Here is a 20388-nt window from a genome sequence, read left to right as displayed (position 1 = left end):
AACATTAAAGAGTCTCTAGTGGAGAATGTTCAAAAAGTATGACGGACTGCTACGGGAGGTTTCCCCAGATGAAGCCGGGATCAGGCATCGCCGAGTGCCCGGTGAACAGCTGGAGCGACCTCAGAGCCAAGGCGCTCGACGGCGGCGAGGAGGTCCTTCTGTGGCATACCGCCCATTCCCATCTGGATGATGATTCGGTTCAGGCCGTACATCTCGCGGAAGCGGAGGATCTTGTCGGTGACTTCTTCCGGATCTCCGACGATGTAGCTGCCTGCTTGGGAGGCGCCGGCTTCGAAGGCGTCGCGCGGCAGCAGCATGCCGCGGCCACGTTGATGATTGTGGTCCATCATGAACCTCGCGAAGTGCGGGTACATAGTGTCACGCGCCTGCTGCGTACTGCTGCCGACGTAGCCGCCCACGCTCATGCTCACCGGCAGGCTCGCGGAGTCGTGGCCGGCTTGATCTGCGGCGGCGCGGTAGAGCTGGATGGAGTCTTGGAGCGTGTTCATCGGACCGAACAGGATGGCTAGCGCAAGTGGGAGGCCGAGCGTTCCGGTGCTTACTGCTGACGCGGGCGAACCCCCGACACCGACCCAGATCGGGAGGGTATCGCCGTAGGCGCGCGGCGCGATATCTGCCTCAACAAGGGGCGGGCGAAGCCTCCCGGTCCAGGTGATGGGGTTCTTTTCCCGGATGCGCAGCAACAGGTCAAGTTTTTCGCGGAAGAGTTCGGAATAGTCAGTGATGTCATATCCGAACAGTGGGAACGACTCGGTGTAAGAGCCCCTGCCTGTGATGATCTCCGCGCGGCCGGCAGAGAGTAGGTCGATGGTGGCGAACTGCTCCCATACCCGCACGGGGTCCTCGGAACTCAACACGGTCACCGCACTGGCAAGCCTGATCCGTTCTGTCGCCTCGGCGGCGGCCGCGAGCATGATGGAGGGCGCGGAGCCGACGAAGTCGCTGCGGTGGTGTTCGCCCATGCCGAAGACATCGAGTCCGACCTCATCTGCGACTTTTGCGAGCTCGATCGTCTCTCGAGCTCGCTGATGCGGGGTGCGAAGCGTGCCGCTGACGGGGTCTTCTGTGACCTCACCGAAGGTCATGATGCCGATCTCAAATGCCATTGCCTGTGTCCTCTCAGAAGTGGTGATGAATCATCCAACCTGCTTGCGCAAGCAACTATTCCATCGACAGTCCCACGGACTATCCTTAGGTCATGGCGACAGAACGGCTCACCGAACTCGAAGACGAGGCGTGGCGCGGCTTTTTGGTCTCTCACGAACGCATCTGGGGCGTGATCGAGGCCGATCTCACTCCGCTTGGGCTGAGCATGACCGAGTACAGCGTCCTGGGCCTACTGGCGGAGGCTGGCCGAGACGGGATACGGCTGACTGAGCTGGCGAAGAAGCGGATGATGTCCACCGCAGGCCTGTCCCGGCTCGCTGATCGGCTTGAGCAGCGAGGTCTGATCGAACGCTGCCGTGCAGCTTCCGACGGTCGCGGCTATGACGTGACACTCACTCCAGCAGGAAGGTCACTGCTGCGCAAAGCATGGAAGAGGCAGTACGCCGACATCAAGCGTCTCTTCATCGACAAACTGACTGAAGAGCAGCTCAACGCCCTAGTTGACGTGTGGGCGAGCCTCGCTGATCAGGAGGAAAGATAGTCCTCTGTTCCACTCACTCTTGGTGGAGCTGAGAAATGGCTAGCTCAGCTGCCTCAGCGATGAGTTGGTCATCATGTTCAGCGTCCGGTTCATCGCGTGAGGACAGGACCGATATCACGATGGGATCACCACTCGTAGGCCAGATCGCGGCGATGTTGCCGCGAGTCCCATAGCCGCCGGCTCCAGATCTATCTCCGATTGTCCAGTCAGAAGGAAGGTTGGCTCGGATGAGAGTGGCGCCGGTTTCACTATCAATCAACCACTCGCCGAGTTGAGACTTCTCCTCGTCGTCCAGCACTGTGCCGAAGAGGTACTCTCGCAGGCTTCCTGTGATTGCGCGGGCCGTGGTGGTGTCCCGGTCATCTCCTGGAGTCGCTTCATTGAGCTCAGGTTCACGACGTACCACTTCGGTGACGTCGTCACCCAGATCCTCAAGGGCCGCGTCGAGCTCATCAGGACCACCGAGCTCGTCGAAGAGGTAATTGGCAGCCGCGTTGTCGCTCACCGTCACAGCGGCTTCGGCAATTTCTCTCAGAGTCAGTGTCTGACCGATATGGTTCTCAGTGACTGGGGAATGGGGCACTATGTCCTCTTCCTCGACCAGGACTTCAGTCTCCAGCCCGGCGACGCCAACTTCGTCAAGGACCGCGCCGGCGGCGAGCGCCTTGATCGTGGAGGCGTAGGCGAAACGTTCATCTTCACGCCACGTCACTTCTTCGCCGGTGCCGGTGTCAACGGCATGGACCCCGAGCCTGGCATCGTAGCGTGACTCCAGCTCCTCGAAACTCTCCGTGATTGAGGTCTGCTCGGCGGAAGGGCCCGCCGAGGAGGCGGTGTCGTCGGGTGCAGCGCTGGAACACGCAGCCATCAAGAACGCCGCGGGTGCGAACAGGCCGACAGCGCTTAGACGTCGAATGTGGATAGAAGTCATGGGTCTCCTTACTAGGTCAACTCATCAGTGAGAGGCGGATTGAGCGAGTCCTAGCGTGCAGTACGAGATCACATGCAGTCCAAGCAAGAAAAAACCATGATGATGCTGAAACGGCATACTATGTGCTGGTGGACTTCTTAGCGGCCTGCCGCGCCTTCGTCAGTGTCAGTGATATGGGTAGTTTTACGATCGGTGCGGCAGCGGCACAGATACCTCAATCGGTTGCCAGTCGACGGGTGGCAGCTCTGGAGAATGAACTTGGTGCCCGGTTGATCGACCGTTCGGGGCGCCGAGCCACTCCCACTCCTTTCGGTGTCAGACTGCTCCCCAGGGCGCGTCGACTGGTGCAGCTTGCTGATTCCTTGCGCCGCGACGCGGTACACGCCCGCGCAGCTCCGGTACGACTTGCCGTGCCGGCGACCTGCGAAGTGCGAGACCTCGCGGTATTGGGGAAGACGAGTAAAGAAGCAGGCCTGGTGTTGGACCTGCACCGGGCAGACCCAGTCGACCGGGCTGAACAGCTGCGCACCCACGACGTCGAGGTCGCAATCATCGCTGTCGCACCGGACCAAGCCCGCTGGGCTGTACCTTTAGGGCTCGCCGGGATCCACGATGAAGGCTCCCGGCCAATCCACCTGGATACTTTGAGGGGTCGACGCCACAGCCCCGCAGGCGTCGCACGGAGAATCTGGATGCAGCCCGAAGATGATGTGCCTACCATTCGGGATCGTTTCCTGCGCCTCCGAGACTCAGCCGGTTTGGCTCCCTCCCAGGTGCAGATCGCAGCGACATTGACCAACGCTGTCACCGAGACTCTTGCCTCAGGGGACCTGCTGATGTGTTCGTCTCGACAAGCCACTGAGTTCGGACTTCACTGGCGCGCCATCGCGTTAGGCGCCTTCGAACGCACATATGCACTTCGTGGCGTCTCTGGCAGCGACGCCGCAGGCCTTGCTGCGTCACTTGATGAGCCGATCGGCAAAGCGCTCGGAGTTGGCCACGCGAAAACCATGAGGGACGGCGTATCTTCATAGTGTGCCTATGAACGCTGACCCGGCTGTCATGACTTTGATTGATGACCTGTGCGACCAGCTCGAACGAGCGGGACTGAGCGGTTCCTACCTCGTAAGAGACCTTTCGACCGGCGAAGAGCTTGGCATCGAGCCTGACCGGCCGCTGCCCCTAGCTTCCTTGGTGAAAGTGCCGTTGGGGTTAGCTGTTCTGGAGAACATTCGGCTCGGGACACTGGATTCCGCCAGGCGAGTGCAAGTTCGGCCTGGGCGCACCACAACGCCTGGTCCCACGGGGATCATGAGGTTTCAGCATGTGGCCGAAATTGCGGTAGAGGATGCGCTGTCGCTGGCGGTCTCTCTTAGCGATAATGCTGCGGCCGACACCTTGTTTGAGCTGGTCCCCTCTCCTGACGTGATGAATATTCTCAGCAAATGGAACATAGGCTCAATCACTGTGCGAGAGAGCCTCTCGGCGCTTACCCGTACGCCCGCAGAAGTGCTGTCGCAAGAGGACACTGATTTGGCTCATGCATTGGCAATCGAGAAGACCACTGAAGGAGGTGGTCACCGACTTGAGCAGTTTGACCTCGACCGCACCAACGTGGGTTCGGCGAGGGGACTGGTGGACATGCTCGATACGGTCTGGACGGCCCTATCGCCCCGAGGTTCCCCGTCTTCGCGAAACCCCTCATCGCTCGCCCCGTGGGTCGCAGCCCGTATGCGGGATCTAATGGGTGCGAACGTACATCGTCACCGTTTGACGCCGGACTTCGCCTCCGATGCGAGCCGGTGGTCGTCGAAGACTGGCACTCAATTGAACCTTCGTCACGAGATTGGCGTGGTGGAACATGCCGATGGTTCAGTCCTGGCGATCGCCGCACTGACTGAGTCCCGGGTGGCCGCCGCTACTCAACCCGGAGCTGAGGCCGTGATGGCGGGCGTTGCTCGCCAACTCCACGACTACCTCCGGTCCCACCACCAGCGCCAGCCAGCTGGTCCACACCAATAACCGCCTTCTCAAACAAACCGCGGGTGAAGTGGAACTGTCCTGCCCCGGCGAAAAAAGAGCGGGCACGGCTGCCTGCGGAGCAACACGACACGGTGATTGAGCATGACGCGCGCTACAACCCCAACGCCCACGTCCGGTCGAGGATTGGCTTGGCGTGCAACGCAACGTGGGTAACATGTGACGCTGTGAATATGGCGAGCGGATATGGTCTGGTCAGAGTCGTTAGCCGGGACAACGAACCGGTGGAGGAGGTCTCCCTATGGGAAAGGTCGATTCTGCTGGCACGAGGTGCTGTTGACACCGAACGAGCCAGCCAAGGCCTCCGTTTGAAAGCTCCACCCACGATAGGCGCACGTGAGTACGCATAGTCAGACTCCTTCATTTCGGTCCTACCTCGATGAACACCTAGATCGTCGTCGCGCACTCGGGGTACTCGGTGTAGGTGCTGTTGCCACCGTGACTGCTGCCTGTTCGGAGCCATCTCCGGACCAGGCCGCCGGCACTGCCCGTCCTGCGAAGAACTCGCCCACGGCCAGCCCATCACCGCCTGCTAGTCCCTCACCTTCTGCCAGCGCCGATAACGGCCAGGCAGGTGGTGACCTGACCAGTTCTCGCGACGAGATAATTGAGAAGTATCAGGATGCTTCCCCAGGAATGTTCGGCCTGGCGGTCTCCGGGGTCAAGCTTTCGCTGCCAGATGGCAGTGGCGCCGCAGCACTGACTCTGGATGCCTGCGGCGGATCAAACGGCTCGGCTGCCGATCGGGAACTACTAAACACCCTGCGCGACTTGGGAGTTCCTGCCACGCTGTTCATCAATCAACGGTGGGCGAAAGCCAACCACACCATGATGGAGGAAATCGTCTCCGAGCCGTTGTTCGAGGTCGAAAACCACGGCACCCACCACCTGCCGCTGTCGGTGAACGGTGCATCTGCGTACGGGGTGCAAGGCACGAGCTCGGCGGCAGGGGTCTATGACGAGATTATGGAAAACCAAGAGTTTCTCCGCACAGAATATGGAGTCACATGTCGATACTTCCGCTCCGGTACAGCTCATCTGGATGAAACCTCGGCGCAGATCTGTAATGACCTGGGGCTCACGCCAGTGAACTTCACCATCAACCTCGACGATGGGGCCACCCTTCCAGCCCAAACCGTTGCATCCCACGCCGCGACTCTCTCCACGACAGACATCCTCCTTGGTCACTTCAACCAGCCGGCTTCCGGCACAGGGACCGGCCTTGCCCAAGCCCTGCCGCAACTGCTCGCAGAGGACACTCGATTTATCACCTTGGAAGAAGCACACTGACGCGGTCATCATTTACATAGAGTGAGGAGCCTTTTTCGCACTACGATTGGCTGAATGGATCTTCGCACAGCAGCAGACCTCGCCGTCCGTCTTGCCCGCGAAGCAGGGGACTTCGCAGTCAAGGAAAGAGAAGAAACGCGGATCGAGTCCAAGAGTGAGGGTGCGGATCTGGTCACCGATGTGGATCGCGAAGCCGAGCGTCGCATTGTGGAGGGAATCACGGAACAGTATCCCGAGCACGCAATTCTTGGGGAAGAAGGTGGTGACCAGGGTGCCGGCTCGGATGCCGAATTCCGCTGGCTCATTGACCCGTTGGATGGCACAAACAACTACGTACTTGGCATTGACGTCTATGGCGTCTGCATCACCCTTTGTCAAGGAAAGGTGCCAGTAGTCGCCGTAGTGCACGACTCTCCCAAGCGGCGGACCTATTCCGCGATTGACGGTCAGGGGGCGTGGAGTACTTCCGACAGTCATTCAGAGGTACGAAGGCTCAGGTTAGGAGACGGAGAATCCCTCTCACGCACAACGGTCTCATTCGTTCAGGGATATGAGGTCGACAACGATGATGACTACCGGAACGTGCTCTTCGATAAATTAGAGCGAGGCACCAAGAGAGTATTGCGCACCTGGGCTCCCGCCGCTGATTGGGGGCTTCTCGCTACCGGAAAGCTTGGAGCTGTCGTTGCTTACCGCAATGAGATCTGGGACCTTCTGGGAGGGGTGATGATCGCCCAAGAAGCTGGTGCGCACATGTATACAGAAGCAGCTGGCGATCTGATCATTGTCGGGCACCCGCAGACAGCGGCTGATCTCAAAAACCTGCTCACCGCCTACGAGGCATAGAGCGCGCGGTCGAGATCGTCGATCAGGTGCTCGACATCCTCGATCCCCACCGACAGCCGCACGAGATCCCGGGGTGGTGCCTGGGGCGTGCCCGCGGTGGAGCCATGCGTCATGGTGGCCGGGTGGGAGATCAGGGATTCGACCCCACCTAAGCTGACCGAGAGACCGAAGAGGTGCGTGGACTCAGCGACCACACGTGCGGCGGGCTCTCCGCCCGAGACCCGCAGGGTGACGAGACCGCCATATCCGGACATCTGCTGCGCAGCGATGTGGTGAGTGCTGTGCCCGGGCAATCCGGGGTAGAACACTTCCCCAACCCTTGGGTGCGTGGTGAGCCAGTCCGCGATGACAGCAGCATTCTCACAGTGCTGGCGGATGCGCACCCCCAGTGTCTTCAGGCCCCGGGCCGCAAGAAAAGAGTCCTGGGGCCCCGCGACCGCCCCGACCGCGAACTGCTGGAACCCCACAAGGTCCTGAAGCGGCTGATCTTCCCACAGAGCATCACCGACGACGACGGCCCCACCGAGCACATCCGAATGACCGCCGATGTACTTGGTGGTCGAATGGACGACCGCATCGGCTCCCAAGCTCAGCGGAGTCTGCAGCGCCGGGGAGGCGAACGTGTTGTCCACCACGCACAAGGCGCCGTAGGCATGAGCTGTCCGGGTCCACTCTGCGATGTCCACCACCGTCAGCAATGGATTGGTAGGTGTCTCCAACCAAAGCAGCTTGGCGCTGCGATCTGCACTGAGTGCGCGCTCCAGCTGTCTAGGTTGCTGCGGATCCACGAAGACAACCCGTACACCCCATCGGGCATAGACCTGCGTCAACAGACGGTGTGTGCCCCCGTAGGTCTCAGCGGCGGCGATGACTGTATGTCCAGGACGCAGCACCGCCCTCAGCAGAGCGTCCTCGGCAGCCATCCCGGAGGCGAATGCGAACGCCGCCACACCGTTCTCCAGTGCCGCGAGCTGGACCTCGAAAGCAGTGCGAGTGGGATTTCCCCCACGGGAGTACTCATACCCGTTCTTCAAGGTTTCGACCCCGTGCTGGGTGAAGGTCGAAGTCTGATAGATCGGAGGGACCACAGCTCCGGTGAGCGGGTCGGGCTCCTGGCCGGCGTGTACCGCGGCAGTGGCGAAACCCGGACGAATCCGGATGGGCGAAGCCGGAGCCGTCGTTGCAGGGTCGGTGCGCGGGCTCATACCAGCGTCTCCGTCCCCAACGGCGCAGGGGCGGCGTCGTCAGTTCCCAATCCCGCGGCGGCGAAGGCCTGTTCCAGATCACTCCAAAGGTCCTCGAGGTTCTCCCTTCCGACCGACAAACGGACTGTCTGCTCAGTAATCTCCCCGGCAGTCCTCAGCTCGGAACTGAGCCGGCAGTGAGTCATCGATGCCGGATGGGCGATCATCGAGCGGGCGTCCCCGATATTCGCGGCCAGCTTGAAAAGCCTGAGCGAATCGATGAACCGCTCCACGCCGCTGAAGCCACCTGCCAGTTCGACGGAGAGTACCGCGCCGGTTCCCCGGGGAAAGTCGCGGGCAGCCAGGGCGGCATTCGGGTCCCCACGGAGACTGGGGTGGCGGACACGATGCACAGCTGAGTGGGTCGATAGACGTTCGGCCAGCGCCTCAGCGTTGCGACAGTGACGGTCTACTCGCACGTCAAGTGTTTCGATTCCTTCCAACACCTGCTGGGCACTCCACGGTGCCAGGCAGGGCCCAAGGTCATGCAGGTACTTGGCGCGGATCAGGTGCAGCACGGCGCCGCGCTCGCCATACCGCTGCACCAACGGCGTATCCCCGAACCGGGCCGTCGCGGCGGTGAACTGAGGCCACCTGTCCGGATGATCAGCGGGGGAGAAGCGCCCGGTGTCGACGACGACGCCGGCAAGCACTGTGCCATTTCCGGACAGGTACTTGGTGGCCGAGTGAATGACGAAATCCGCCCCAAGCGCCGCAGGCTGCACCAGGTGGGGGCTGGCGAGCGTGTTGTCTACGATCAACGGGATCTGCGCAGCATGAGCGATCCGGGCCAGTGCGGGAATATCGGGAAGGTCCGCGTGCGGGTTGCCGATGGACTCGACGAGGAAGGCTCGTGTCCGCTCGGTCACGGCATCGGCCCACGCCTGGGGCTGATGTGGGTCGACCCAGGTGACGCCTATGCCGGATTCCGCCAAGGAATCGTTGAGGAGGTCGGCGGTGCCGCCGTAGATCTTGGCCGAGGCAACCACATGGCCGGCGGGGATCTCCACGTGAGCACGCCCGTCGGGGCTCTGCCCGGAACGCCCCGCCAGGGCCAAGAGCGTCAGAGCGATGGCGGCCTGACCTGATGCGAAAGCGACGGCGCCCACGCCGGCTTCCAGCTCCGCCACGCGCCGCTCCAACAGAGCCACGGTGGGACTGCCGGTGCGGGCATAGGTGAAGGCAGCCTCGCGCTGAGCGAAGGCTTCACGCGCATCGCGCAGGCTGGCGAACTCATAGGCGGCTGAGACGTAGACCGGTGGCTGCACCGGCCGGAACTCGGAATCAGATGTCACTCCGGCGTGAATTTGTGCTGTCGCAGTACAGGCCGGTTTCTGCGGTGATGGCATACGTTCCCCTGCCGTTGGGGCGATGCGGACGAACCGCGATCGCACCGTGCTTACCGGCGAACATCGTGGACGCCGGTCGGATCGTCATCTGGGGCACCCCGTCACAGCGGAAGGGTTGCCGACCGGCCAGCCAGAGCTTTGATGAACCGGTACTCGTGATCCTGTTGAACATAATAACCCAGGCAGCAAATGCTCACGTCCAGACGGCAGTTTCTATGCCGGTACTTCACATCACGTCACAAAGCTTCAGGGTTGAGACGGTGAATCAGTATGTTCATCCTATGAGTCCTTCACACCTTCGCCCTGGGCACCCGCGACGTGACAGTTCACATCATTTTCGCCTGGGGGCCACAGCATTAGCAGCTTCCCTGGCCCTCGCCGCCTGTGGCGGCGGTGATGTCGGTGCCGAGGGCGACCCGGAAACGGGTGGCACCCTGACATACCTTGAGCACCAGCCGTATGACACCCTCTATCCGCCAGCCGCAGGCTTCTACCCCAACGGCGCAGTGATCAACAACATCGCTGACCGGCTGCTCTGGCAGGACCCTGAGACCTTGGAGCTGCACCCCTGGATCGCCACTGAGCTGCCCGAGGTCAACGAGGATGCCACCGAGTTCACCTTCACTATCCGGGAGGGCGTCACATACTCAGACGGCACGGAGCTGACTGCCGAAAACGTGGTCAAGAACTTCGACCTCTACGGCCGGGGCGACTCCGAACGCACCCTGTCCGTCTCAGAGGCGATCAACAACTATGACCATGGTGAGGTCATCGACGAGAACACTGTTCGTTTCCACTTCGACGAACCGGCTCCCGGCTTCGCTCAGGCCACCTCGACGATCAACTCCGGGCTGCTCTCTGATGAGACGCTCGACCACACCCAGGAAGATTTCGGCCCTGGCAACGCGACCACCATCATCGGTTCCGGTCCCTTCGTTGTCGCAGAGGAAGAACTCGGCACCGAGTACACCTTGGAGGCACGCGAGGACTACGACTGGGCCCCGGAGGAACACCACCATCAGGGCCCGGCGCTGATCGACGCAGTCAATGTCATAGTCACCCCCGAGGACAGCGTGCGCATCGGCTCACTGGTCTCAGGGCAGGCAGATGTGGCTCGTCAGATCGAAGCCCAGGACGAGGAGCAGCTGGAGGAGTCCGAGGCTGAAATTGAGGCCTACGGCACCAAGTCAGTCAACAATGGCTTCAACTTCCGCATCGGTCACCCCATCTTGGAGGACCTTGAGACTCGTCAGGCCATCATCCACGCGGTGGACCGTGAAGCAGTACTGGAGAGTCTCTTCACGGATTCATACCCGTTGGCCACTTCCCCGCTGGCCTCAGATGCTCTGGGCTATTCGGATCAGTCGGAGCACTATGAGTATGATCCTGACCGCGCAATCGAGCTCCTTGAGGAGGCCGGCTGGGAGGAAGGCCCCGACGGGATTCGTGAACGCGACGGTGAGCGTCTACACCTGACCGTGAACGAGGCACACCCGCAGCCTCGTTCTGCCGAATTGGTGACCGTCGTGGCCCAGCAGTTGCGCGAAGTGGGGATTGAGCTCGAGCTGCTCTCAGGCGACCGGGCGCAGCAGAATGAGGAGGCCCAGGACCCGGAGCTGGTCCAGATCTTCCACTCGATGGTCGGTCGCGCGGACTATGATGTCATCAAGAGTCAGTACCACTCCGAGAACCGAAATGTCCTGCTCAACGGCTACGAGGATGAGGTGACTGACCCGGAGCTGGAATCGCTGCTGGAGGACATCGCCTCCCTGCCTGATGAAGCCGATCGTGTGGTGGCCAGTGAACAGGCTCAGGAGTACCTGGCAGAGAACGCCTACGTGTTGCCCTTCTTCGAAGAACCGCAGGTCTACGGCGTCCAGCCGCATGTCCTCGGCTTTGAGACAGAGTCAGTGGCGCGTCCGAGCTTCTACGCCGTCTCTCTCGACGACTGACCTCCACTTCCCTGACATGGCGGGGGCTGTCACAGCCCCCGCCCCCTTCAATAAAGGTTGACTTTCGATGTGGTCCTACGTGCTGCGCCGGCTGGGGCAGGCGCTGCTGGTGCTCTTCGTGGCATTCACCGCAACGTTCTTCCTGCTGCACTATCTGCCGGGAGATTCCGTCATCGCGCGCTATGGCAGCCCACAACTGGGGCTGTCCTCCGCGGAGGTGGCGGAGATCCGCGCATCCATAGGTGCAGATCAGCCGGTGTGGACCCAGTTCTGGCTGGCGCTGACCGGCTTTCTCACAGGGGACCTCGGGTTCTCCACCCAGACCGGCGCCTCGGTGAGTTCGATGCTCGCGGCCGCCCTGCCGGCCACAGCTGCGCTGACGCTGACCAGCTTCCTGCTCGCTGTGGTTCTGGCCTTCACCATCGCCTTCACCTCCACCTTCAGTCCGTTCGCCTGGCTGCGCCGGGTCACCCGCGCCCTGCCCCCACTGTTCATCTCCATCCCGGTATTTTGGCTGGCGATTGTGCTGATCCAGGTGTTCTCTTTTCAGTTGGGGCTTGTCCCAGTGATCGGGGCCTCCGACCTGCAGGCGCTCATCCTCCCCTCCCTGGCCATCAGCGTGCCGATCGCGGCGCCACTGGCGCAGATTCTGGTGAGCAGCATCGATGAGGTGCGCAGTCAGCCGTTCGTATCAGTGGTGCGCGCCAAGGGTGCCTCCAACAACTGGCTGCTCTGGCGCAACGTGTTAGGCAACGCGCTGCTGCCGGCGCTGACTATCGCCGGACTTCTCTTCGGGGAGCTGATCGCCGGAGCTGTGGTCACCGAAACCATCTTCGGCAGATCAGGGATCGGGCGCATGACCGAGCAGGCGGTGGCCAATCGCGATATGCCGGTGCTGCAGGCGATCGTGGTGCTCTCGGCAGCCACGTTCGTGCTCATCAACCTGATCGTGGACCTGCTCTACCCCGTGCTGGATCCCCGCCTACGAAAGAAGGTGCGCGCATGAGCAGCGTCGCCACAGTCTTGACCCGATCCCGGAAGTCCCAGACCGGCATGTCACTTCTGCGTCCCAGTGTCCTTCTGGCCTTCGGAGCACTGCTGGTGAGTGTCTCCTGGGCCTTGGCACCGGGTCTCTTCACCTCATACGATCCGATCGCGAACGTCGGTCCCAGCCTGCAGGCCCCCAGTGCCGAGCACCTCTTCGGCACTGACTCCACCGGCCGTGACGTCCTCTCCCGCGTCATCCACGGAGCAAGGGAAACGCTCACCGGGGCGCTCATGGCGGTCGCCGTCGGCTTCCTGGTGGGCACCGCCATGGGTGTGCTCTCCGGCAGTTCGCATAGAAGCGTAGACGAGGTGCTGATGCGCATCGTTGATGTGCTGCTGGCCATCCCTTCCCTCCTCCTCTCACTGAGTGTGATCATTCTGTTGGGCTACGGAACGGTCAACGTGGCCATCGCTGTAGGGATCACCTCGATCGCAGCATTCGCCCGCCTGGCCCGCTCTCAGGTGGTGCAGGTCTCGCGCAGCGACTTTGTGGAAGCCGCCTACGGCTCCGGGGGCAGCTTCGGCACAGTGCTCTGGCGGCACATCCTGCCCAACTCGCTGACCCCGGTTTTGGCGCTGGCGGCGCTGCAGTTCGGCAGCGCGATTCTGCAGATATCCACCCTGGGCTTCCTGGGATACGGTGCTCCACCGCCCACTCCCGAGTGGGGACTGATGATCGCGGAGTCCCGGGACTTCGTCGCCACAGCATGGTGGCTGACCACTCTGCCCGGATTGGTGCTGGTCATCACGGTGTTGGCCACCAACCGGCTCAGCTACGCCATCCAAGCCAGGAGGAACGCATGAATCACGTAGAGACACTGCGAAGCGACTGGCAGAGAACGACGACGCCGGACCGACTCGACTCCTCCACCCACTCCACTGGGCTGCTCACCGTCGAGGACCTCTCCGTGGCCTACACCTCCCGCGGAGTGCAGCGACAGGCGGTCGATCAGGTCTCCTTCACCCTGGACCGCGGTGAGACACTGGCCGTGGTGGGGGAATCGGGTTCAGGAAAGTCCACCATCGCCCAATCCCTCATCGGGCTGCTGCCCGCCGGGGGAAACGTCACCTCAGGCACCGCCCACCTGGGGGACCCGGCAGATGCACTGGATCTCCTGCAGCTCAGGGATCAGTCCATGCGCCCCATCCGCGGCCGACGCATCGGCCTGATTCCCCAGGACCCCAGCAACTCACTCAACCCGGTGCGCACGGTCGGGTGGTCGGTAGCTGAGTCGATGCGCATCCACCGGCGCGGCGACAAGCGCACCCGCCTGCGCAGAACCCTGGAACTTCTGGAACGCGTGGGCATCGATGACCCTCAGCGGCGCGCCCGACAGTACCCCCACGAGCTCTCTGGCGGGCAGCGCCAGCGCGTGCTCATCGCCGCAGCAATCGCCCTGGAGCCTGAGCTGATCATCGCCGATGAGCCCACCTCCGCTCTGGACGTCACCGTGCAGCGGGTGATTCTTGACCTGATTGACGAGCTGCGCACTGAGCTGAACGCCTCAGTGCTGTTCATCACCCATGATCTGGCTGTTGCGGCCGAACGCGCAGACTCACTCCTTGTGCTCCATCAAGGTGCTGTCAAAGAGCGGGGCCCAGCCCAGGAAATTCTCACCACCCCGCAGGATGACTACACCAAGCGGCTGCTCTCCAACGCTCCGTCCCTGTTGTCCCCACCGGTGCGTCGCCCTGTCCCGGAGACAGATCCGGAATTCGTCGTCGTGGACGGGCTCACCCATCGGTACAAGTCCGGCAAGTCCTCATTCGCAGCCGTCAAAGATGTCAGCTTCACGCTCGCCCGTGGAAGCACCCATGCTCTGGTGGGCGAATCCGGCTCGGGAAAGACCACCCTGGGTCGGGCGATCGCCGGCTTCCACGCCCCGAGCGCAGGCAGCGTCACTGTCGGGGGCGTCGACGTCGCCTCAGCGCGGAAACGCCCAGAGTTCCGCAAACAGGTCCAGCTGGTCTATCAGAATCCCTACGGCTCCCTCGACCCCCGCCAAAGTGTCGGGGAGATCGTCGGCGAGCCGCTGCGAAACTTCGGCATCAAGGACCGAGGCGAGCGGCGGCGTCGTGCTCTGCTCGAACTCGAACGGGTGGCGCTGCCGGAAGAGACCGCTGACCGGCTCCCCCGAGAACTCTCTGGCGGTCAGCGCCAGCGTGTGGCGATCGCCCGAGCGCTTGTGCTGCGGCCCGACCTACTGGTCCTCGACGAGGCCGTCTCTGCGCTGGACGTGACCATCCAGGCGCAAATCCTGAGCCTGCTGGAGAGACTCCAGCAGGAGCTGGAGCTGACCTACATCTTCATCTCCCACGACCTGGCGGTGGTCAGGCAGATTGCCGATACCGTCTCCGTGCTGGCCGCTGGGGAGCAGGTGGAATCAGGACCCACCGAGACGGTGTTCAACTCTCCAGAGCATAAATACACGCGGGCGCTGCTGAGCGCCATCCCCCGCCCCAGAAAGACGCCCGCAGGTCCCTGACCCGCAGATCAACACCCGCCCCAGTACCCAACAGGCACCAGAAAGCAGGACTCCCGTGGCCCCCCGCATCGGATTCTTCACCCGGCTCCTCGAACGTGACACCGCCGCGAACCGCTATAGGTTCGCCTTGGAGCAGATCAGCCACGCTGAAGCCTGCGGCTTCACCACCGCCTGGATCGCGCAGCATCACTTCGACGCCAACGAAGGCGGACTACCTTCGCCCTGGCCGATGCTCGGCGCGGCTGCTGCGATCACCGACACCATCCGACTGGGAACTGCCGTGGTAACGCTTCCTCATGAGAGTGCGCTGCGCACCGCGGAGGACGCCAGCGTGGTGGACCAACTCTCCGCCGGAAGGCTCGAACTGGGGGTCGCGCCCGGGGCCTCGCCTGAAACTCTGGCAGCCTTCGGCTATGCCGGTGAGGATGCGCGGGAGCTTTTCGCCGCGAAGTTCGACATCCTGCGTGGTGCCCTCCGCGGAGAACCCATTGCGGAGACGGGCCTGACTCTCCAGCCCCTGTCCGACGGGCTAGATTCGCGCATCTGGCAGGCGACCTTCTCCTCCAACGGTGCCGCCCGCGCCGGCAGCTCCGGCGATGGACTCATGCTCTCCCGCGTCCAGCCCGGCAGCCCAGAGGTCTCCATCAACGATGCACAGAACCCCATTGTGGATACCTATTTGGAGAGCCTCCCGGAGTCCAGCGATGCCCGTATCCTCACCTCGCGCACACTGGTGGTCATCGATGAGGAGAACCGCGAATCTGTCATGGCCGCCGCCCGGCCGCGCCTGGAGGAGCTGGCGGCCAAGACATACAAGATCAGCGCGCAGAGCCTTACGGACCAGGAACTCTTCCGCCTCACCAACAGCTACTTCGGGACTGCGGAGCAGGTCACCGAACAGCTGAGCGCCGATGAAATCATCGCCCGGTCCACCGATGTCAGCTTCCAGGTCCACTCCATCGATCCCGGCCATGAGCTCACGCTGCGCTCCCTGGAACTGGTTGCGACCGAGGTCGCCCCACAGTTGGGGTGGGCACTCAGCGACAATGTTCTGCAGAAGGCGTGACTATGACACAGACCACGAGTACTCAAGCCACCGTCGGCTCGGCTGACATTATCGACTCTCTCTGCCAGATCACCCCCGGCAGCCATCTTGACACCATCCGGCAGAGCCGGGCGCAGGCCCGTGACAACGCCCAGCGAAGCTTCGAAGTTCTCCTCGAACCCCACGATCCGGGCACGTTCCCGCTCTCCGAACGCTACGCGGTAGCGGCCTACTCAGTGGGACTGCAGGCCAGCGAATCGGCTGCCCTGGACTTCTACCTGGAACTGACCGAAGAGGAGACAGACTCCCACTTCGCGCGCAGTATCGAGCAGCTCTCCCGCGCAGCGCGGCGCGCAGGGCCCTACGGAGAGTACCGGGAGCCCCGTCACGCAGAGGAGTCTGAGCCGGGGGAGACGGTCCACTACGACCCGGAGGATGTACCGGGGTCCTCCCAGAGGTTAGCTGCGGCATTGGAACACGCGCATCTGCTGAGCCTGCATCCGCGGGATGCCCGCCCTGAGCATCTGAAGCGTCTCGAAAACGCAGGATGGTCGGCCGATGACATCGTCACATTGAGCCAGCTGATCTCATTCCTGGCATTCCAGATCCGTGTCGTCGATGGCCTGCTTGCCCTGGCTGACAACCCTGCCCCTCAGGAGGCCCGCTGATGTCCGATGTCATTGAGTACCAGGAGCTGAACCGGCCGGACGGCTTCACCCAGGAAGGCCTGGGTTGGGTGCCCTGGGTGAAGCCAATCGCTGAAGCGGACCTCACCGAGGAGCAGCGGGCAGCTCTCATCCACGAATTCCGGATTAAGAGTGACTATTTCCGGCTGCTGGTGCGCAACCCGGAGGCGTTGCACGCCCGGACCCTGACAGATCTGGACATCTTCACCAACCCTGCCGGGGGCCTGCCCCGAGCCGACCGGGAGATCGCAGCCTCCGCGGCCTCGCGGGTCAACGGCTGTGTCTATTGCGCCTCCGTGCACACAGCGCGCGCTACCCAGGAATCTGGCCGCAGAGAGGATGTGCAGCGTCTGCTCGATGAAGGTGTTGAGGCCCCGCTGGGCGAAAAGTGGGAAGTTGTGGCTCAAGCCTCAGCAGCGCTGACCCGGACACCGTCCCAGTTTGGCACCGAAGAGATCGACTCTCTCCGTCAGGCCGGGCTCGACGACGCCAGCATCGTCGATGCCATCAATGGCGCAGCATTCTTCAACTGGGCCAATCGGCTCATGCTCAGCCTGGGTGAGCCCACTGTGCCGAAGCGGCGGAGCAAAACCTGAGGGCGCGCTGGGGACACCGGCAGGCCTGCCGTGACGCCCGGGCTCTACTACATCCCGCCAGGTGTTCCGTGGCGTAACGGGTATGTGGAGTCCTTCAACAGCCGGATCAGGGATGAATGCCTGAATATCAACAGCTTCTACTCAGTGCTGCACGCGCAGGTCATCATCGGTGATTGGAAGAAAGAATACAATAAAATTCGCAGGCACTTAGCCCTGGGCTACCGGACCCCATATTGGATCCGGGGGACAGCGATATTGCCGCTTGGGGCCAGTAGTAGCGTCGGCGGGGGCCACGGGATCAAGGCCCCCACCGACGGTGTGAACTACTGGTTTAGCGTGGCGTGTTCGCGCACGTTGCGGCCTCCGGTGTCGATCCAGATGGTCTTGTGGACGATGCGGTTCACGATCGCATCAGCGTGGACCTCGGATCCGAGTCGTTGGTGCCAGTCTTTCTTAGCGTGCTGGGTGCAGAATACCGTCGAAACGGTGTCGTAGCGGCTCGAAGTAGCTGTAAAGTCAGCCCGCCAGCTGACGCTCCATTTGCGAAGTGTCGTGTAGGGCGGTCATCTGCACGAATCGTCCGTCGCGGATTTCGTAGATGGCGTACTCGACGATCTCGAATGATGCTCCTGTAGGAGCTACGCCGAGCCACTCCTTCACGGGGGTACCCGTATTGAGTGCGCGAACGGCCGCCCGCTCGCCATCGATAAGGAACTCCTGGACCTCCCAGTGGAGGTCTGGCACCGCCTCGATGTCGGCTTTCTGAACCGAAATAACGTCATCCCGGGTCCCCGGCTCGCCGTTGAGGAGTACCGTGTCGTTGATGAATGCGTCCATATCGTCGAACCTGTGAGCGTTGAGTTCCTCGACGTAGCGGCGGAAGAACTCACGGATTTCGGAGTCGGTCATAATGTTTCCTCTCTGCGCCCCGTCCGGGGCTGTATTCGAATTTTGCATTTCGCACATATCGCCCAAGAGGGCCGATGTAAACACTATGGGCGACGAACCAGCACAAACAGAGCCCCCTCGAGCCTGGGGCATGTGAGGACCCTCGCTACGGGGCGGTGGCGGGGAGCAATCACTTGCGGCACACCCCCGTACAAGATTCCTTGTACGGCAGAGCAGAGTCCATCACTGCCTTTCGAGCTTTCGGTCTCATGGAGCTTCGGGTGAGCATCGCGTCCCAGATCCCTGGGGCGGAGCCAGACTCCACTCACACCCAGGATCACTTCAGCGCCCCGACGGCTGCTTGCTTGCTGCTCAGCCCGTACAACCGCTATTTCCCCTCGGCGCAGGGGCGTCTGAGACGTCGTACGCTCCTTTCCCTCCAGTGACAACACGGCTAGGGCATGTCTTCTAGTTTGCATAGCCAGGAAATGGCTGCGCAAAGCACGGCGGTAGCTCGGTAGGTGATGGTGAGCTTGTCGTACCTTGCGGCGATACCTCGCCATCGTTTGGCCAGCCCGAAGTGGCGCTCGACGACGTTGTGGCCCTTATGGAGGTCCTTGTCGACAGCCAGTGGTCTGCCGCCGGCGGTGCTGGGCTACGAGCGGCACTGGAGCAGCAATGGCGGCGCACCAGGATCCAACGCTGCTTCTTCCACACCCGGGCTGCGGTCATCCGGCATACCACTCTGACACCGAGACTCGAAGCCGGTAGAGAGATCCTGGCCCTGACCAGAGAACTGATGAAGGTGCGCGACCTTGATGATGCCGCAGCCTGGACGGGAGCCTACGCGTCCTGACGCCTACCTTGAGGCGACCACCCGCAACCCACGATCCCTGGGTCCTAACCCAGCGCCACCAGCAGCAGGCCGTTGAATCCTCGAACCAGAAGACCACAGAAGAAGAACCCCCCGGGCCTGAAACCTACGGCACCGCCACTACTGCCGAGGAAGCGGCAGCCGACCGGTCCTGAATGACCCCGCTAGGAGACCTAATTTTGCACCCTGACCCCGAAGAGGCCGTGTCGTCTGTCCTCGAAAGGACCGGTTTGAATCAACCGGGCACTAGAGACCGACACAACCACGATCCGCGCAGCACCGCGCCCCGGATTGACCTGCCCTAACCGGGGCTCTGACGTACTCGATGTGATCCAGTGGCACCCACAACGGGCCCTTCTCTACCAGCGCTTTTGCAGCGAAGGGGAGTCTCCAGCTCAGAGAGTGATCCGACCAGCCGGTCCTTCCAGGGTCACCTCGAGATTGGCGGGTCCCCGGACGATGTCCAGGTCCGTTCCAACGGCGCGCAGCACCGGGAGCACCACCTCTGGTTGTGCATGGGAGGCCTTCAGCTGCACCAGATCCAGCCTCGCCGTTGTGGTCTCTGCGGGAGTTGTCGCTCCCTCCCAGTCCAGCATGAACGGCACCACCCCTGAGGGTTCGGAGAAGGAACGAGTCAGCTTCCACTCGAGCAGGGAGCCGTCCGGACGGCGTCGTGATTTGGGCTCCGGGTCTCCCGGGTCCACGCCGTGTATGCGTGAGGCGGCCACGGCTGCCTCGATATCCTCCGGGGTAATGGCCCATGTGGCCGCGAAGGTTCCGACCGCGTCGTCGATCCCAAACGGTCTGGTACCTGTGAATTCGGTGTTCTCCTGGTCCACACCGATCACCTCCAGATACGCTCCGGAGCCGAAGCTGGCCAGATAATTCCGAGTCCCGAAGCTGGGATGAACACCCCCAGGGTCGAGAGTGACGCCGGTCGCCCCGGCGATCTGCTCCACGGCCGCCTCCAGATCGTCAGAGACGACAACCACGTGGTCTAGCAATGCAGGGGCACTCGTCATCTGGCACTCCTCTGGTCTAAGGTTCGCTGCCCGGCGGCTTACCGTCCCGGCCAGTGTATCCCCGCCCATATCGGACACTTTCTGTCTCAGGCTTTCTGAACTGTGATGCTCCATTCGGCGGCACCGCGCTTGGTGAATTCGGTGACCGGATAGCCGTTCTCGGCCGCCCACTGCGGGATGGAGTCGGTGGCCTGGGTGCAGTCGAAGTTGATGATCAGTTCGTCGCCCAGGTCGATCTGGTTGATGGCCTGTTTGGCTTCCACCAGCGGGAACGGGCAGACCTGGCCATCGGTTTCGAGCAGATGCTTTGTCATGATTTTCTCCTTCCGTGAGCGTTCAGCTGACTGTGCTCAGAACCGGCTTAGGCCCGGCGCCGGCACGCTTGTGGTTGATGATGAAGATCCTTGCCGCCGCGCCGGTGCC

Annotated in this window: 20 protein-coding genes, 3 pseudogenes and 1 riboswitch; of the genes and pseudogenes, 14 read left to right on the top strand and 9 right to left on the bottom strand. The window is 62.3% G+C overall.

Features of this window, described 5'->3' with window-relative positions; translation table 11 throughout:
- Positions 1–80: 80 nt before the first annotated feature.
- Positions 81–1127, bottom strand: a complete 1047-nt coding sequence (locus tag FH975_RS16040) for an LLM class flavin-dependent oxidoreductase (RefSeq protein WP_162322182.1) — start codon at positions 1125–1127, stop codon at positions 81–83.
- A 92-nt stretch (positions 1128–1219) separates the two neighbouring features.
- Between FH975_RS16040 and FH975_RS16035 the strand changes: the two genes are divergently transcribed.
- Positions 1220–1669, top strand: coding sequence for a MarR family winged helix-turn-helix transcriptional regulator (locus tag FH975_RS16035; RefSeq protein WP_162322181.1), 450 nt, complete (start codon positions 1220–1222; stop codon positions 1667–1669).
- Between the two features lie 13 nt (positions 1670–1682).
- Here FH975_RS16035 and bla read toward each other — a convergent pair whose 3' ends face one another.
- Positions 1683–2600 carry a class A beta-lactamase gene (gene bla, locus FH975_RS16030; protein WP_202923320.1) on the bottom strand — a complete coding sequence of 306 codons (918 nt, stop codon included), beginning with the start codon at positions 2598–2600 and terminating at the stop codon, positions 1683–1685.
- Positions 2601–2722: 122 nt separating this feature from the next.
- Between bla and FH975_RS16025 the strand changes: the two genes are divergently transcribed.
- From FH975_RS16025 to FH975_RS16010, 4 genes are all read left to right on the top strand, one after another.
- Positions 2723–3634, top strand: a complete 912-nt coding sequence (locus FH975_RS16025) for a LysR family transcriptional regulator (protein ID WP_328821931.1) — start codon at positions 2723–2725, stop codon at positions 3632–3634.
- Between the two features lie 7 nt (positions 3635–3641).
- Complete coding sequence (locus tag FH975_RS16020; RefSeq protein ID WP_162322179.1) at positions 3642–4622, top strand: serine hydrolase; 981 nt, start codon at positions 3642–3644, stop codon at positions 4620–4622.
- Positions 4623–4976: 354 nt separating this feature from the next.
- On the top strand, positions 4977–5930 hold the full coding sequence (locus tag FH975_RS16015) for a polysaccharide deacetylase family protein (protein ID WP_328821930.1): 954 nt from the start codon (positions 4977–4979) through the stop codon (positions 5928–5930).
- A gap of 54 nt (positions 5931–5984) precedes the next feature.
- Positions 5985–6776 carry an inositol monophosphatase family protein gene (locus FH975_RS16010; protein ID WP_162322178.1) on the top strand — a complete coding sequence of 264 codons (792 nt, stop codon included), beginning with the start codon at positions 5985–5987 and terminating at the stop codon, positions 6774–6776.
- Here FH975_RS16010 and FH975_RS16005 read toward each other — a convergent pair.
- Positions 6764–7981 carry a cystathionine gamma-synthase gene (locus tag FH975_RS16005; RefSeq protein ID WP_162322177.1) on the bottom strand — a complete coding sequence of 406 codons (1218 nt, stop codon included), beginning with the start codon at positions 7979–7981 and terminating at the stop codon, positions 6764–6766. The genes FH975_RS16010 and FH975_RS16005 overlap by 13 nt on opposite strands.
- Complete coding sequence (locus tag FH975_RS16000; RefSeq protein WP_407938641.1) at positions 7978–9315, bottom strand: O-acetylhomoserine aminocarboxypropyltransferase/cysteine synthase family protein; 1338 nt, start codon at positions 9313–9315, stop codon at positions 7978–7980. The genes FH975_RS16005 and FH975_RS16000 overlap by 4 nt, the downstream gene beginning before the upstream one ends.
- Before the next feature lie 95 nt (positions 9316–9410).
- Positions 9411–9530, bottom strand: a riboswitch (SAM riboswitch).
- Between the two features lie 120 nt (positions 9531–9650).
- Here FH975_RS16000 and FH975_RS15995 point away from each other — a divergent pair.
- The 8 genes and pseudogenes from FH975_RS15995 to FH975_RS15960 form a co-directional block, all read left to right on the top strand.
- Positions 9651–11321, top strand: a complete 1671-nt coding sequence (locus FH975_RS15995; RefSeq protein WP_162322175.1) for a TIGR04028 family ABC transporter substrate-binding protein — start codon at positions 9651–9653, stop codon at positions 11319–11321.
- 67 nt (positions 11322–11388) lie between these two features.
- Positions 11389–12327, top strand: coding sequence for an ABC transporter permease (locus FH975_RS15990; protein WP_162322174.1), 939 nt, complete (start codon positions 11389–11391; stop codon positions 12325–12327).
- The gene (locus tag FH975_RS15985) at positions 12324–13172 is read left to right on the top strand and encodes an ABC transporter permease (protein ID WP_162322173.1); all 849 of its coding nucleotides are present in this window, start codon (positions 12324–12326) and stop codon (positions 13170–13172) included. Before FH975_RS15990 ends, FH975_RS15985 begins: the two co-directional genes overlap by 4 nt.
- A complete protein-coding gene (locus FH975_RS15980; RefSeq protein ID WP_162322172.1) occupies positions 13169–14854 on the top strand; it encodes a dipeptide ABC transporter ATP-binding protein in 1686 nt (561 codons plus the stop codon). The genes FH975_RS15985 and FH975_RS15980 overlap by 4 nt, the downstream gene beginning before the upstream one ends.
- 55 nt (positions 14855–14909) lie before the next feature.
- The gene (locus tag FH975_RS15975; RefSeq protein ID WP_162322171.1) at positions 14910–15920 is read left to right on the top strand and encodes an LLM class flavin-dependent oxidoreductase; all 1011 of its coding nucleotides are present in this window, start codon (positions 14910–14912) and stop codon (positions 15918–15920) included.
- Positions 15921–15922: 2 nt separating this feature from the next.
- Entirely contained in the window at positions 15923–16567 is a 645-nt protein-coding gene (locus FH975_RS15970; RefSeq protein WP_162322170.1) for a CMD domain protein, read from the top strand.
- Positions 16567–17181, top strand: coding sequence for an alkylhydroperoxidase domain protein (locus FH975_RS15965; RefSeq protein WP_162322169.1), 615 nt, complete (start codon positions 16567–16569; stop codon positions 17179–17181). Before FH975_RS15970 ends, FH975_RS15965 begins: the two co-directional genes overlap by 1 nt.
- A 39-nt stretch (positions 17182–17220) precedes the next feature.
- A pseudogene (locus FH975_RS15960) lies at positions 17221–17412 on the top strand (integrase core domain-containing protein); the annotation flags it as partial.
- A gap of 92 nt (positions 17413–17504) precedes the next feature.
- Here FH975_RS15960 and FH975_RS15955 read toward each other — a convergent pair.
- From FH975_RS15955 to FH975_RS15945, 3 genes and pseudogenes are all read right to left on the bottom strand, one after another.
- A pseudogene (locus FH975_RS15955) lies at positions 17505–17684 on the bottom strand (ATP-binding protein); the annotation flags it as partial.
- 13 nt (positions 17685–17697) lie between these two features.
- Positions 17698–18090, bottom strand: coding sequence for an ester cyclase (locus FH975_RS15950; protein ID WP_162322168.1), 393 nt, complete (start codon positions 18088–18090; stop codon positions 17698–17700).
- Between the two features lie 433 nt (positions 18091–18523).
- Positions 18524–18718: pseudogene (locus FH975_RS15945) on the bottom strand (IS5/IS1182 family transposase); the annotation flags it as partial.
- Here FH975_RS15945 and FH975_RS15940 point away from each other — a divergent pair.
- Positions 18650–18925 carry a hypothetical protein gene (locus FH975_RS15940; protein WP_162322167.1) on the top strand — a complete coding sequence of 92 codons (276 nt, stop codon included), beginning with the start codon at positions 18650–18652 and terminating at the stop codon, positions 18923–18925. The pseudogene FH975_RS15945 and the gene FH975_RS15940 sit on opposite strands and share 69 nt — an antisense overlap.
- Positions 18926–19338: 413 nt before the next feature.
- On the opposite strand, the gene FH975_RS15935 is transcribed toward FH975_RS15940, so the two are convergent.
- Both FH975_RS15935 and FH975_RS15930 read right to left on the bottom strand, forming a co-directional pair.
- On the bottom strand, positions 19339–19965 hold the full coding sequence (locus FH975_RS15935) for a VOC family protein (protein WP_162322166.1): 627 nt from the start codon (positions 19963–19965) through the stop codon (positions 19339–19341).
- Positions 19966–20051: 86 nt separating this feature from the next.
- Complete coding sequence (locus tag FH975_RS15930) at positions 20052–20279, bottom strand: sulfurtransferase TusA family protein (protein WP_162322165.1); 228 nt, start codon at positions 20277–20279, stop codon at positions 20052–20054.
- Between the last annotated feature and the right edge of the window lie 109 nt (positions 20280–20388).

It is taken from the genome of Nesterenkonia haasae, assembly GCF_010119385.1.
GTDB lineage: Bacteria > Actinomycetota > Actinomycetes > Actinomycetales > Micrococcaceae > Nesterenkonia > Nesterenkonia haasae.
This window is presented reverse-complemented; position numbering and strand designations above follow the sequence as displayed.

What these genes read in the sequence shown, in the direction of transcription:
- FH975_RS16040 (WP_162322182.1), bottom strand. Translation starts at nt 1,127, where the DNA reads ATGGCATTTGAGATCGGCATCATGACCTTCGGTGAGGTCACAGAAGAC.
- FH975_RS16035 (WP_162322181.1), top strand. Translation starts at nt 1,220, where the DNA reads ATGGCGACAGAACGGCTCACCGAACTCGAAGACGAGGCGTGGCGCGGC.
- bla (WP_202923320.1), bottom strand. Translation starts at nt 2,600, where the DNA reads ATGACTTCTATCCACATTCGACGTCTAAGCGCTGTCGGCCTGTTCGCA.
- FH975_RS16020 (WP_162322179.1), top strand. Translation starts at nt 3,642, where the DNA reads ATGAACGCTGACCCGGCTGTCATGACTTTGATTGATGACCTGTGCGAC.
- FH975_RS16010 (WP_162322178.1), top strand. Translation starts at nt 5,985, where the DNA reads ATGGATCTTCGCACAGCAGCAGACCTCGCCGTCCGTCTTGCCCGCGAA.
- FH975_RS16005 (WP_162322177.1), bottom strand. Translation starts at nt 7,981, where the DNA reads ATGAGCCCGCGCACCGACCCTGCAACGACGGCTCCGGCTTCGCCCATC.
- FH975_RS15995 (WP_162322175.1), top strand. Translation starts at nt 9,651, where the DNA reads ATGAGTCCTTCACACCTTCGCCCTGGGCACCCGCGACGTGACAGTTCA.
- FH975_RS15990 (WP_162322174.1), top strand. Translation starts at nt 11,389, where the DNA reads ATGTGGTCCTACGTGCTGCGCCGGCTGGGGCAGGCGCTGCTGGTGCTC.
- FH975_RS15985 (WP_162322173.1), top strand. Translation starts at nt 12,324, where the DNA reads ATGAGCAGCGTCGCCACAGTCTTGACCCGATCCCGGAAGTCCCAGACC.
- FH975_RS15980 (WP_162322172.1), top strand. Translation starts at nt 13,169, where the DNA reads ATGAATCACGTAGAGACACTGCGAAGCGACTGGCAGAGAACGACGACG.
- FH975_RS15970 (WP_162322170.1), top strand. Translation starts at nt 15,923, where the DNA reads ATGACACAGACCACGAGTACTCAAGCCACCGTCGGCTCGGCTGACATT.
- FH975_RS15965 (WP_162322169.1), top strand. Translation starts at nt 16,567, where the DNA reads ATGTCCGATGTCATTGAGTACCAGGAGCTGAACCGGCCGGACGGCTTC.
- FH975_RS15950 (WP_162322168.1), bottom strand. Translation starts at nt 18,090, where the DNA reads ATGACCGACTCCGAAATCCGTGAGTTCTTCCGCCGCTACGTCGAGGAA.
- FH975_RS15935 (WP_162322166.1), bottom strand. Translation starts at nt 19,965, where the DNA reads ATGACGAGTGCCCCTGCATTGCTAGACCACGTGGTTGTCGTCTCTGAC.
- FH975_RS15930 (WP_162322165.1), bottom strand. Translation starts at nt 20,279, where the DNA reads ATGACAAAGCATCTGCTCGAAACCGATGGCCAGGTCTGCCCGTTCCCG.